Origin of the sequence: Mesorhizobium sp. M0293 (genome assembly GCF_040321735.1) — a bacterium.
GTDB lineage: Bacteria > Pseudomonadota > Alphaproteobacteria > Rhizobiales > Rhizobiaceae > Mesorhizobium.
In genome coordinates, this window is the sequence record NZ_JAMYSA010000149.1 from 1 (window position 1) to 12518 (window position 12518).

The 12518-nt window shown below is 59.8% G+C and carries 5 protein-coding genes and 13 pseudogenes; 9 read left to right on the top strand and 9 right to left on the bottom strand.

All coding sequences use genetic code 11. From position 1 onward, the window contains the following. Window positions 1-78 precede the first annotated feature (78 nt). Window positions 79-423 (bottom strand): tyrosine-type recombinase/integrase, encoded by a 345-nt coding sequence (locus NKJ06_RS31525; RefSeq protein ID WP_352811923.1) that lies wholly within the window; start codon window positions 421-423, stop codon window positions 79-81. A gap of 773 nt (window positions 424-1196) precedes the next feature. On the opposite strand from NKJ06_RS31525, the pseudogene NKJ06_RS31530 reads away from it, so the two are divergent. Beyond that, window positions 1197-1935: pseudogene (locus NKJ06_RS31530) on the top strand (IS110 family RNA-guided transposase); the annotation flags it as partial. A 259-nt stretch (window positions 1936-2194) separates the two neighbouring features. On the opposite strand, the pseudogene NKJ06_RS35895 reads toward NKJ06_RS31530, so the two are convergent. The 6 genes and pseudogenes from NKJ06_RS35895 to NKJ06_RS31555 form a co-directional block, all read right to left on the bottom strand. Next, a pseudogene (locus NKJ06_RS35895) lies at window positions 2195-2407 on the bottom strand (transposase); the annotation flags it as partial. After that, window positions 2394-2774 (bottom strand): annotated as a pseudogene (locus NKJ06_RS31535) (reverse transcriptase domain-containing protein); the annotation flags it as partial. The pseudogenes NKJ06_RS31535 and NKJ06_RS35895, both read right to left, overlap by 14 nt. Window positions 2775-2870: 96 nt before the next feature. Next, window positions 2871-3083 (bottom strand): annotated as a pseudogene (locus NKJ06_RS31540) (IS630 family transposase); the annotation flags it as partial. 166 nt (window positions 3084-3249) lie between these two features. Beyond that, a pseudogene (locus NKJ06_RS31545) lies at window positions 3250-3635 on the bottom strand (transposase); the annotation flags it as partial. 33 nt (window positions 3636-3668) lie between these two features. After that, on the bottom strand, window positions 3669-4211 hold the full coding sequence (locus tag NKJ06_RS31550; RefSeq protein ID WP_352811926.1) for a GNAT family N-acetyltransferase: 543 nt from the start codon (window positions 4209-4211) through the stop codon (window positions 3669-3671). Window positions 4212-4613: 402 nt separating this feature from the next. Next, window positions 4614-4822 (bottom strand): annotated as a pseudogene (locus NKJ06_RS31555) (sigma factor-like helix-turn-helix DNA-binding protein); the annotation flags it as partial. Between the two features lie 137 nt (window positions 4823-4959). Here NKJ06_RS31555 and NKJ06_RS31560 point away from each other — a divergent pair. Both NKJ06_RS31560 and istB (NKJ06_RS31565) read left to right on the top strand, forming a co-directional pair. Beyond that, window positions 4960-5187 (top strand): annotated as a pseudogene (locus tag NKJ06_RS31560) (IS21 family transposase); the annotation flags it as partial. A gap of 4 nt (window positions 5188-5191) precedes the next feature. Further along, on the top strand, window positions 5192-5959 hold the full coding sequence (gene istB / locus NKJ06_RS31565) for an IS21-like element helper ATPase IstB (RefSeq protein WP_352811928.1): 768 nt from the start codon (window positions 5192-5194) through the stop codon (window positions 5957-5959). 151 nt (window positions 5960-6110) lie between these two features. On the opposite strand, the pseudogene NKJ06_RS31570 reads toward istB (NKJ06_RS31565), so the two are convergent. Continuing rightward, window positions 6111-6443: pseudogene (locus NKJ06_RS31570) on the bottom strand (transposase); the annotation flags it as partial. Window positions 6444-6517: 74 nt separating this feature from the next. Next, a pseudogene (locus NKJ06_RS31575) lies at window positions 6518-6829 on the bottom strand (IS21 family transposase); the annotation flags it as partial. A gap of 489 nt (window positions 6830-7318) precedes the next feature. Between NKJ06_RS31575 and NKJ06_RS31580 the strand changes: the two are divergent. From NKJ06_RS31580 to istB (NKJ06_RS31605), 6 genes and pseudogenes are all read left to right on the top strand, one after another. Then, on the top strand, window positions 7319-7489 hold the full coding sequence (locus tag NKJ06_RS31580; protein ID WP_352811930.1) for a GNAT family N-acetyltransferase: 171 nt from the start codon (window positions 7319-7321) through the stop codon (window positions 7487-7489). A 212-nt stretch (window positions 7490-7701) separates the two neighbouring features. Beyond that, window positions 7702-8985 (top strand): diaminobutyrate--2-oxoglutarate transaminase, encoded by a 1284-nt coding sequence (gene ectB / locus NKJ06_RS31585; protein ID WP_352811933.1) that lies wholly within the window; start codon window positions 7702-7704, stop codon window positions 8983-8985. 12 nt (window positions 8986-8997) lie between these two features. Continuing rightward, window positions 8998-9607 (top strand): annotated as a pseudogene (locus NKJ06_RS31590) (transposase domain-containing protein); the annotation flags it as partial. A 372-nt stretch (window positions 9608-9979) separates the two neighbouring features. Further along, window positions 9980-10720, top strand: a pseudogene (locus tag NKJ06_RS31595) (NtaA/DmoA family FMN-dependent monooxygenase); the annotation flags it as partial. Between the two features lie 56 nt (window positions 10721-10776). Further along, window positions 10777-11499: pseudogene (locus NKJ06_RS31600) on the top strand (Mu transposase domain-containing protein); the annotation flags it as partial. After that, a pseudogene (istB, locus tag NKJ06_RS31605) lies at window positions 11432-12163 on the top strand (IS21-like element helper ATPase IstB). The pseudogenes NKJ06_RS31600 and istB (NKJ06_RS31605), both read left to right, overlap by 68 nt. The last annotated feature ends 355 nt before the right edge of the window (window positions 12164-12518 follow it).

A 12518-nucleotide genomic window follows, 5' to 3' on the forward strand; every position in this document is an offset into this window, starting at 1 on the left:
TGGGTCTTTCAAGGAACGCTTTGACCTTGCCGTCGATCTCTTCGCACAGCCGGCTGACCTGGCTTTTGGAGATGCCGCTCATGCCAGCTTCTCGAGCTTGCGATAGGGCGCGCGCGTGCGGATGAAGATTTCCCTGGCCTCGGTCGCAGGCCGTCCGGAACGCAGATAAGCGAGCACGGCCTCGCCCACCGGATCCATCAGGGGCAGGAACGAGCAGGATTGCGTCTTGCCGTGACGGACACGGATGGCTTCGGTCCGCCAATCGATGTCCTCGATCCGCAGGTTGCGGATTTCTCCAGCCCGCAGTCCATAGGTTGCAAGGATTTGCAAGATCGCATGGTCCCGCAGCCCCGCCGGCGTCTTGTCCGTCCTCGCGGTTTCCAGCACCGCGGCGATCTGGCCCCGCCCCAGGATCGAGGGCACCCCTTCATAGGCGTAGAGCAGTGGCGCGATGATTGTGGTGACTGGTCGGTCGCAATGTGGCCTGTCCTATGGAGATACCGCAACAACGAGCGAAGCCGCTCCGCTACAGATTTCAGCGAGCAGCGCGTCAGCTTCAACGCACGCAGGTTCATATAGCGGTCGATGTCGCCGATGCTCAGGTCCATCAGTCCTTCGACACCGCATCGTTCGAGTTGCCAGGCCAGGAAGTGTCGAGCTCCCACAAGAACGCGTCGATGCTGGGTCGGGCAAGGCCACGCTCCTCGTGAAGCCAGGTCTCGTATTCGTTGCAGATCGTAAATCGCAGGCATCGGTCGCGCAGGTCGCTTTCGGGGCTGGTGGCCACTGCCCCTGCACAAGCCGAAGCAGCGCGTGAATGCCGGCGCACGGAATCTGGTGCCAGCGCGGACCGGGACGTCGACCACGACGCTGCCGGAACAGGACGACCGAATCGCGCAGATATCGCTCCACTTGGGCTTCGGTCACATCCGTGACCAGGATATTTCGCCGCGCAAGATGGTCGAGGAACCCGCGCGCATAAGCACAATAGTTTCCTACCACCACCGGGCTGTATTGTTGGCGGATCAGTACGGCTTTGAGCTCGGTAATCAGTTCGCAATCGGATTTCGACATCAATGGCTCCTCTGCTGGTCAAACGACCGCAGAGGTTCGCCGGAAAATAATGCGGAGCAAATCCCTCGACGAACGGCAGAATTGTGCGGATTTCACGCGTTCCTTCACATTCCTGCGACCTCGCGATTAGTGAAGCTGCACAGCGGCCGACCATGCGGTTCGTAGCGGCGAAGAGCGAAGAGCAGCAGGCGGCGGCCATGGTGTTCCGCGTTCGCGATCTGGTAGTCGGCAGCGGACCCAGACGATCAATGCGATACGGGGCCATCTTGCGGAGTTTGGACTTGTGGCTGCGCAGGGCCTCTTCCACGTCGCCAAGCTTGTCGCTGCGATTGAGGGTGCGGATTCCACTATACTCGAAGCCGCTCGCCCGATCTTGTCTCTGCTCGTTGAGCAACTGCGGTCGCTGGATGAGAGGGTGACTGTACTCGATCGCGAGATTGCCCGGCGCGCCAAGGAGGATGCGGAAGCCAAGCGGTTGATGACCATTCCCGGCATAGGACCGATCACTGCGACGGCTCTGGCAGCATTGGCTCCTTCGGCCTCCATCTTCAAAAAAGGGCGGGACTTCGCAGCTTGGCTGGGGCTCACCCCGCTACAACGTTCCACCGGCGGCAAGCAGAAGCTTGGCGAGACATCTCGGATGGGCGAGCGAACCCTGCGTCGGCTGTTGATCATTGGGGCGAGCGCCACCGTGCGATGGGCTATGCGGAAGGGATCGACGGGGGATCCTTGGCTCTCGCGGATGCTTGAGCGCAAGCCACCATGCTGGTGATCGTCGCCCTAGCCAACAAGACAGCGCGCATCGTGTGGGCATTGATGACCAAAGGCGGGATCTATCGATCGCCAGCCATGGTAGGATAGTCCGCTCCGGAGCGGACTGCCAAAGTGTGAGAAGGTCAAACGGAGAGTATGGCGCTACGGTCAATGAGACGGGATCGGGAAAACCAGATCATGGATATGCGCCTTGAGCGCGCCAGGTTGAATTGGACCCGCTCCGCGAACTCCCATACGGGCCCGCGGCGTGTAACAGCCGCATCGAGGCCGGACACATGTCAGCACCCGACCACGCTCTGCGCTCTTCGAAAAGATTCTTCTTGCACCAACGGGGGCGTCCACACATGTCCATGACGACTACGTCGCCCTCCGACAATGTCGGGACCAGCACCTGCTCGACATAGGCCAAGAACACGTTGCCGTTCATGGCGCCGTCGTAGACGAAGGGCGCAGTCATGCCCGTCAGCCGCAGCGCTCCGGTGAAGGTCGTGGTCTTCCAGTGGCCATGCGGCACGCTGGCCCGGCAGCGCTCGCCGCGCGGCGCTCTTCCTGACCGCCTTCAGCAAGAGATCGTGCGGAAGATTATCAAACAGTCCTTTGATGTCGAATTCCAGGACCCAATCATACTTCCAGCACCGCTGACGCGTCACGCCGACGGCATCCAGAGCCGATTTTCCCGGCCTATTACCGTAGGAGTCCGGAAGAAAGTTGGAGTCCAGATCCGGCTCAACCATCTGCTTGATCACCATCTGCGCGATCCGATCGCTGACCGTGGGCACACCCAAAACCTTTCGCCTCCATTCTTCTTCGGAATGGAGACGGCGCGCATCGGCTGCGCCATGGTTGGCTTTGACCGCTTTGTAAGCTTCGTACACTCGACGTTTCTCAATTCGAAACGGCTTGTCTGTCGTACCTATCGAAGTCATCCTGTTTCCAGTTGTTCCAAACAATACGATCACCTGATCCGACCCCTTTGCTCCGGCCCCATTACAGGGCCCTCGACGCTCATACGGGTCGGTCCGCCCCAAGGCACTGCGGCTGATGCGCACCGACTGCTCGGCGACGAGCCGCTCCACTATCTCGTTCAGCGTGATGTCCTTGCGCTCCTAGATCAGCCCGACGATGAAGGCTTCATGCGCATCGAGGCTGGAGGCGCGGCGGCGGCCCTGCGGGCGGGGCGCCAGTTCGCCGATCTTCGCCCGCGCAATCCAGCGGATCGCGCTGGACACCCCCACACAATCGATTCATCGATCACTGGACGTGCTCTAAGGGCCGATGAGTTGGAAGCGCGCGAAAATCCATCGGGTTCGCGGCGAAGACGTTGTCCAGCCGCATCAGGAAGCCGGATATACGTCAGCAGTTATGACCAGCGATCCTGATCCAGCCGACCTGTTGCAATCGGTCGGCCGGGATCAGGATCCGGGTCTTCGGCCAGTTGCTCCTGATCGCCCGCACCAGGCGGCGCAGGCGGGGGCGGATCTCAGCCCCGCTCGGCCGCTTCGCCGTTCGCAGGACCGCACCGACGAACTGGCCGTCGCCATCGAACACAACAATCGGCTGGAAGCCGATTCGTCGTGATGGGCATTGAACAGGCGGAGCTGTTGGCCTCCGTGCACGGCGTCGAAGGTGTCGTCAATGTCGAGTACGATCCGCTTCGGCACCCGTCGGAACGAGGCGCAATAAAGGTCGCCCATCGCCCGCCCCATGGCGACCAGCTCGCGCACGCCAGGCATGTTCTCCAGCCGGCACACCGTCGATTGCGAGGACAGGTCCCGGCCCGACGGCAACGCATTCTCGACGGGCTTGGCAACAGCACCAGGCTACCCTGCGAAATGATGGGGCTGAGAAAAATAGTCATCTCGGGTCATTTCATAGTACTGGCATAGGTGGCCGTCGTATAAGCGGTCGTCAATATAGCGCAGTCCAAGCTTCTTTGCTACGTTCTCTGCTCGCGTATTGCCTTGCTCAATGAATCCTATAACCTTTTCTTTGGTCGAGTTTTGTAAGGCGTGTGTAATCGTAAAGCGCGCGGCCTCAGGACCCAGACCTCGTCCTATCCTATTTTGGAAAAATGCATAAGCAAATTCTAGATTATTGGTACCCTCGTAGTCGCGCAGGCCACAGCGACCGATGAAAATCGGACCATCATTGACCTTCTCGTAGATCATCCAGTCGCCGAAGCCGTTCTGGCGCCACTGAGCCGATAGCCAATCGAGCCACTTTTGCACATCCTCGGTGGTCTGCGGCACATTCCTATAGATCACCTTCTGTACCAGCGGATCGTTGTGCAGCTTGAACAATTCCGCTTCGTGGTCGGGTCGTATGGAGGTGAGGATCAAACGTTCGGTTTGATAAGTGATCATCGGTATTCTCCAATCTCGCCAGGCTGTGTCACGATCCGGCATGATTAATTCAGGAGCGGCTGCTGGATACCCATCCTGGTTTGATCTACGGGATCTGCGTGCTCTGCATGATAGCAGTTGGCACAGATGCTCGCACCCACCATGGCTGGTGGGGTCTGTGGCAAAATCTGACCAAGAGCTGTAATAGCCAAGTTAATCTGCCTCACGCGGCGCGCCAGGTGGCCATGGTAGCTCATGTCCGTGTAGCGCGACGATTAGGGAGACCGGTCGGCGGCGATTATGATGGCCGGTGGAGGGCAGCGCCGAGTGGTGTGATTTGGGTATCACCGGGTGTGTTGTCTGGCAACTGGCCAGCGACAATTATCACTCGGGGCCGCGGTCGGTCTTGACATAGACCTGCCCCGGAAACAGCAATCGTTCCAGGCTCGTGTCGGTCTCGACTCGGGCAACGGCCAGGTTAGGTTGGCCGCATTGGCCCGGTGAAGGTAAATTCCCACGGCCCCTTTGCTGATCCCCAACGCCTTGGCAATCAGCCGGCTGCTAAGCCCGCTCTCGTACTTCAGTCGCAATAGTTCGCGTATGCGGCGCATCGACAATCTCTCGGTCGGCATCTGGATTCCTCGTGTCAAAACGAGTGTGTCCATAGTCCAGTCAGATTGTCGGTCAGGATCCCTTCACCCTTGCTCTAAGGGTGCCCACGATCGCGTGAAATCACTGCCCACGTTCCTCTGAAATGGGTGCCCACGATCCTCTGAAATTCGCAACCCAGGATCATCCACTGATCCGCGCCCCCGCCGAATATGGCGACCTCTTTAGCCGTGCTGTGCGACACGATGCCGGCAACAATGGCCGGCATGCCGGGGCTGACGACGATCGCGCCTCTCCATCCCGCGCTCGTGGCGCCTGCGCTACCCCGACCAGCTTCGACGCCACGAGCGCTCCCGCTACCCCTTCTCACCTCAAACTGGAGACCTAGCCCCATGATGACCATACCCGAAATTGAACGCTGCCTGCGACAGCTGCGCCTGTGGGGCGTCCGCGACACGCTGCAGACGCGCGTGCTGCAGGCGCAGGGCGCAAACCAACCCTTCCTCGAGACCTTCTCCTTGATCCTGCAGGATGAACCGGATCGTCGCCAATCCCGCCTTATCGTGCGGCGATACCAGCAATCCGGGCTCGATGAAAAACTGACGCTCGCCGAATTCGACTGGTCCTTCAATCCCAAATTGCCGCGTCAAACTTGCTTCCAGCTCCACACCCTGGCGTTCATTGCCACCGGCGAGAACGCGATGCTCGTCGGCAAGCCGGGCACCGGGAAATCCCATATCGCCAAGGCGATTGGCTATCAGGCGATCCTGCACAGCCACAAGGTCCAGTATCTCGAGACCGATGACTTCTTCCACCGCCACGCTCTGAACGCCCCCGCGCAACGCGAGGTCCGGATGCGAACAATCATCGACTGCGATCTCCTCGTGCTCGACGATCTGTTCCTCGCACGCGCCATCCCCGACGACGCCGGCGCGTGGCTGCAGACCCTGATCCATCAGCGCTACAAACTGCGCCGCCGCGTCATCGTCACCTCCAATCGGGTGGTGCAGGACTGGGGGGCGTATCTGCAAGACAACACCATGAGCACGACGATACTCGATCGGCTGATGGATCATTGCCATCTGCTTAAGTTCGATGGACGCAGCTATCGTCTCAAAGAAGCCGCTGAAGCCCTTGCCCGGGAAACAAAGTCAAACTAACAAATCCACCTCTGTCCTGTCTTGCGGGTGGGGGAGTTTGACTGACCCTAACCGGGGGAATTTGAAGTGACCTGCGGGGCAGATAACCGGCCTTGGTGAGGTGCTTCAAAACGGGCGAACAGCTTCTCCACCGCCCGGGCCTGCGTGAGGCCCTAAACAACCAGATCGTCTTGGCGTCGGGAACCTTGTCGCCGAGCCCCAACCCGAGGAAGCGCATGAAGGAAAGCCGGTCCTGGATCTGGAACTCCGCCTGATCGTCCGAGAGACTGTAGAGCGCCTGCAGAACCAGGACCTTGAACATCATCACCGCATCAAAGGGCGGCCGGCCGCCCTTGGCGCCATCGGTGCGCTTCAGCGCCTTGGCCAGCGGTTTCCGGAAAACCTCCCAAGGCACCACCGCGTTCAGCTTCTCCAGTGGATCGCCGGCCTCGCTCAGCCGGACACAGCGCTCGTCAATATCCCAGAACCCAGCCTGTCCTCGCATCCAACGCCTCCGTGCAAATCACCAGGCGAAGTGAATCAAAATGCGTTCTCGATTGCCAGGTTTTTCGAGGTGTCCAGCAGCGTCTGCAGGTCCTGGTACAAGACGTGGCGGGCGAAGATGTAGCGCGAGTGGCCAAGCACCAGCGCGAACAGCCAGACGATGCGTCCCGCGAAGTCGACCTGCGCCTGGTTCCGGCCGGCGTCTCGAACTGCACCTCGAGGGACGAACCTGATCCTGCGGCCGGATCGCGGCCACGAAGCGCTTCACAGCGGTGTAGGCGCCTTCATAACCCCGTTCGCGAATGTCGCGCGTCAGGCGAACGGCTGTGAGATCGAGATAACCGGCGACGCATCACGCAGATAGTCGACAAAGGGCGCAATCTTGTTGTCGGAGCGGCGGCCTGCCCCGTCGTCGGCGCCGATCGCAAGATGATCCGCTACCAGTCCGTCGTTACACCCCGTCGCCATTCCTGACACTTACTGTCGTGTTTGTCGAATCCGCGACACATTGTTTTCGGCCTGGCTGCCTGCTGCACTCCGGGTCAAGTCATTGAACAAAACTTAGAAAAATGTTTCTAAGGCTCCCTCGGCGCAATTGGCATGGCTTTTGAAAACTCCTCGTCGTGAAGCGCGACGCGAGACGGCACTGGTGTTCGCCTGGAGGATTCGAATGGTCAGTGATAACCAGAGCTTCTCGTCGCCCCGCAACGTCCAGTTGCCTCGAGTGACATTCCGAAAGCCGACGGAGATTCATGCAGCCGATGTATGGGATCTCATCGCGCTCTGTCCCCAACTTGACCGCAACCCACTTTACCGCAAGCTCCTGCTCAGCACTGATTTCGCCGACACCTGCGTTCTGGCTAAGCGTGCGGGGCGGTGGTTGGCTGGTTGTCGGCCTACCGGCGGCCAAGCGACCCATCCACGCTCTTCGTTTGGCAGATTGCTGTGCATCCTGAAGTACGCAACCGAGGGCTCGGCAAGGGGCTGATCATGTCAGCCCTGAACAGGCCATCTAGCGAGAGCGTGACACAGATCAAGGCCCGGTGACGCTCAGTAACTGGATGTCCTGTTCTTCGCAGGTGTGGCTCGGGAGCTAAGCGCGCCAATCCGGCAAGCTCTCCGGTTTGATCGCCAAACCAATTTTAAGGGGGCGGCATGATAGCGAGTACATGCTAGCAATCGGCCCTATCGAACGCTCCCTTAGACCCGCAACCGTTCCGGTGAGACTGCCAAATCAATGTTCAAATGAGGAAGCAACGATGATTGTCCAAAGTGCATCAGATCGCGAGGAGGAATTCGCGATTTTCAACCATCTCGAGTCCGAAGTGCGCAGCTACGCCCGTAGCTTTCCCGTAGTTTTCGCCAAGGCACGAGGGGCTCAGCTGTTTGCGCGAGATGGGACTGCCTATCTCGACTTTCTAATGGGTTGTTCAAGTCTAAACTATGGGCATAACCCCCCTGAGCTGAAGTCCGCGCTCGCAGACTACATAGCGAGTGACGGGATTACCCACGGCCTAGATTTGTATAACGAAGCCAAAGAGTCTTTTCTGCGGGAATTCCACGAGACGATCCTTAGGCCGCGACAATTAGACTACGTCGTCCAGTTTCCGGGTCCGACCGGCGTGAACGCGGTCGAGGCTGCCCTCAAGCTAGCGCGCAAGATCACGGGTCGGTCCAACATCATTGCCTTCACCAACGGCTTTCATGGGGTGAGCCTTGGCGCTCTCTCCTGCACCGGCAACCGATACCACCGCGCTGCCGCCGGCCATCTGCTCGGCGGCGTCACGCGGCTACCCTATGACGGCTATCTTGGATCCGCTGTAGACACCGCCGATTACCTTGATCACCTGCTCTCGGATCCCTCCAGCGGTGTGGACGCCCCGGCGGCGGTGATTGTCGAGACAGTTCAGGGGGAAGGCGGCCTCAATGTCGCCGGGACGGCATGGCTGCGCAAAGTAGCAGCCATTGCGCGCACACACGGAGCTCTCCTGATCGTAGATGACATTCAGGCGGGTGTTGGCCGGACCGATGCATTCTTCAGCTTCGAAGGAGCGGGGCTCCGTCCGGACATCGTCACAATGGCCAAATCGATATCGGGGTATGGCCTGCCTATGGCCCTCGTCCTTATTGATCGAAAACTCGACAAGTGGGAACCGGGAGAGCACAACGGGACGTTCCGCGGTAATTGCCATGCTTTCGTCACCGCCCGGGCAGCCCTAGAGCACTTCTGGCGGACAGACAGCTTGGCAGCGTCTGTCAGGGAGAAAGGCAATCTGCTGAAAAGCCGCCTTGAGCAGATCGTGCAGAAATGTGACCCAGGCCAAGTGTCAGTTAAAGGTCGTGGTATGATGCAAGGCATCGATCTGAAGTCCGGCGAAGTTGCCGGTGAGGTCGTCAGGATCGCTTTCCAAAGGGGCCTCATTGTCGAGACCGCTGGTCCCTATGACGAGGTCGTTAAATGTCTGCCACCTCTTGTCATTGGGGAGGATCAGCTTAGCCAAGGCCTTGACATCCTCGAGGACGCTATCGAAAGCGTGATCTGATCGGATGGCTTCATGCTTTCGAAGCCTGCCGATCTTCCCGCGGACCTTGCGAGTGCTTATCTGGCGCTGCTTTCCGAGCGGCCCTGATCGCCCGCCTGGAACTGGCGATCGAGAAGCTGAAGCGCGAACTGCGCGGCCAGAGATCCGAGCGCACGGCGCGACTGATCGACCAGATGGAATTGCAGCTCGAAGAGCTGGTCGCCTCGCTGTCCGACAATATGGCCTGCGCATTGGCGGCTTCCGCCACCGCAATATCCCTCTCAGCGACGATGGTATCGCGCTCGGCGACGGCGACATCGCGTTCAGCCTGTAACACCTCAATCGAGCGAGAACCTGTTATCATTGATCCTGCGACCACCTGTGCATGCGCGGTGGCGCGCGCCTGTCGAAACTGAGCGTGGACGTTACCGAGGTGCTGGAGGAGTTCCCGCGCCGGTTCAAAGTGATCGAGACGGTGCGGGAGAAATTTACCTGCCGCGACTGCGAGGCGATCAGCCAGCCGCCAGCGCCGTTCCATGCCACCCCGCGCGGCTTCATCGCGCCTCGTCTGCTGGCGACGATCCTCTTCGACAAGTTAGGAATGCACAGCCCGCTCAACCGACAGAGCAAAAGGTTCAAATTCTAGGGCATCGAGCTTTCGACCTCGACGCTGGCCGATCAGGTCGGGTTTGGGACATCCCTGGCCTTTCATCAGCGCCTTTCTCGCCGACCTAAAGACAAAGCGAGGCGTCGGTGTCAGGACGCGCAATTCGCGCCGGAAGCCATTCGCTATGAGCTTTCGCCGTCTTTCTAGACGATATTCTGCCCGTGGGTCCACTATTTCAACTGTCAATTTCGACCCAAGCGCCTACCGGAACTGGTAGTATCGCGCACGAATGTTTTTTAGTACTCACCTAATCGCGAGCAATAATAGTAATTGAAGGAGCCCGTAATGTCGCGTCAGATGAAGTTCGTAGCATTCCTTATGGCGGGACCGACTTACCATCACCATGCCATGTGGCGTCATCCGGAAACGGAGAATAGGTTTTTCGACCCGACATTCTGGGAAACACTGGCGCGAACGCTCGAGGTTGGCAGATTTGACGGCTTTTTTTTTGCCGATATCCTTTGCTTCCACAACGAAACCATCGTGGCGCGGGGCGGGCAGATGTCGCTTCTTGATCCTGTCCCGCTAGTCGCGATGATGGCGCGGGCTACGTCGCACATTGGGCTCGGAGTGACAATATCGACTAGCTTTCAGGAACCCTACGCGATAGCACGCATGCTTGCCACGCTCGATCTGCTAAGCGGCGGGCGGATCGCATGGAACATCGTAACGTCCGTAGGCGACCTAGAGGCGCAGAACTTCGGGAAGGATACTCTCCCCCCGCGCAATGAGCGCTATGACCGCGCCGAGGAGGTCCTCAAAATCTGTCTCGACATGTGGACCGGTTGGAACGACGGCGCGCTTGTCCTAGACAAGGAAAGCGGCGACTTCATAGACAAGGCTAAGTTACGCCGCACCGAGATCGCTGGCAGATTTGTCGGCGGAAGGGGCATCTTCACCGTCCCGCCGAGCGCTCAGCGACACCCGGTCATCATGCAGGCCGGATCCTCGCCGCGCGGGCGCGATTTTGCCGCTCGTTATGCAGAGCTCGTATTCACCCTTCAGCATTCGTTGGCCGACATGCAGGATTTTTATTCCGAGATGAAGGATCGCGTCGACAATGCGGGGCGAAATCCGGAAGATTGCGCCATCCTTGTTTCGGTGGATCCGATCCTCGGTGAAACGGAATCGATCGCCCGCGATGGCTGGCCGACAAATGCGTCAGCTACGCCAAGGCACACCGGCATCCCGAGCAGGGCGAGCGCACGGTGTGGGAGGCCGGGCGCTTTGACGGCTTCCATTGCATTCCCGCGTCGCTGTCGAAGACGTGTACGGTGCGCTTCGACAACAACAAATACTCGGTTCTGTCGAGCGCTGTCGGTCGGCCCGTCGAGATCCATGCCTACGCCGACCGGATCATCATCCGTCAGGACGGTGCGGTCGTGGGCGAGCATGCCCGCTCGTTCGGCCGTGGCGAAGTCATCTACGATCCCTGGCACTACGTGCCGGTGCTGGCCCGCAAGCCGGGCGGATTGCGCAACGGCGCGCCGTTCCGGGAATGGGTCTTGCCCTCGGCCATGGAGAAGGTGCGCCGCAAGCTGAAGCTGGCCGATGACGGCGACCGGCAGATGGTGTCGATCCTCACCTGCGTGCTGACCGACGGAATAAGCGCGGTCGAGGCGGCCTGCCAGGAAGCGCTCGACCATAGTGTCTCATCCGCGGCGGTGATCCTCAACATCCTGGCCCGCAGCCGCGATCCGGCGCCGGACGCGATCCTTTCCATTCCCCAAGCGCTGAAGCTGGCTCACGAGCCGATCGCCGACTGCGCCCGTTATGACAGTCTCAGGAGGACAAACAGCCATGGAACGCGCCGAAGTACTGGACCCGATGGGAACGTTGAAGCTCTACGGGATGCGCTCGGCCTATGACGAGATCATAGGCGTCGCCATCAAGCGCCAGCACGAGCCGCCCAGGATCGTCGGCGATCTGTTGCAGGCCGAGATATCGGAGAAGCAGGCCCGCTCCATCAAATACCAGCTCACCGTCGCCAAGCTGCCGCTGGCCAAGGACATCGAGGATTTCGACTTCGTCAACACGCCGGTCAACGAACCCCTGATCCGCGGTCGCCGGCGGCGCTTTCGTCGCCGATCAGCGCAACATCGTTCTGGTCGGCGGGACAGGCACGGGAAAGTCGCATCTGGCAATCGCCATTGCCCGTTCTCTCATCCGCAACGGCGCACGCGGGCGCTTCTTCAACGTCGTCGACCTCGTCAACAGGCTCGAGACCGAGACCCGTGCCGGCCGGCAGGGCCGCATTGCCGATCATCTTACCCGGCTCGACTTCGTCGTCTTCGATGAACTCGGCTATCTTCCCTTCGCCCAGGCCGGCGGGCAGTTGCTCTTCCATCTGGTCTCGAAGCTTTACGAACGCACCAGCGTCATCATCACCACCAATCTCGCCTTCGGGGAATGGCCGAGCGTCTTCGGCGATGCAAAGATGACCACCGCGCTACTCGACCGGCTCACCCATCATTGCGAGATCGTCGAAACCGAAACGATTCCTGGCGCTTCAAAAACCGCTCTCAAAGCTAAAGTCGAAGAGCCAATCAGCCGCACCCGATCAGGCTGTGCAACCCCGACCAGCTTCGCCTGATCGGGCGCTAACCGGCGTGCCTCTCAAGACCCCTAAACCGAGGTCCCTTTTGCGCGAAAAACCAGGGTCCCGATTCAGTGGTCATTGACATGCTGACGACAATTACTCGCCGCAGATCCGCGGCCGACGCCGGCCCGTCACAATGCCCCAGCGACAATCACAACTCCGATAATTGTCCGTGCAGATTGTTCTCCACGCTCCAGTGGGCGCGCACGGCGGCGGCGAGGCGGACGGGGTCGGGCGGCAGCGAGGAGATGAAGAGCCGCGTCTCGATCGAGACCGCGCCGGTCTTCT

What these genes read in the sequence shown, in the direction of transcription:
- NKJ06_RS31550 (WP_352811926.1), bottom strand. Translation starts at nt 4,211, where the DNA reads ATGATCACTTATCAAACCGAACGTTTGATCCTCACCTCCATACGACCC.
- istB (WP_352811928.1), top strand. Translation starts at nt 5,192, where the DNA reads ATGATGACCATACCCGAAATTGAACGCTGCCTGCGACAGCTGCGCCTG.
- ectB (WP_352811933.1), top strand. Translation starts at nt 7,702, where the DNA reads ATGATTGTCCAAAGTGCATCAGATCGCGAGGAGGAATTCGCGATTTTC.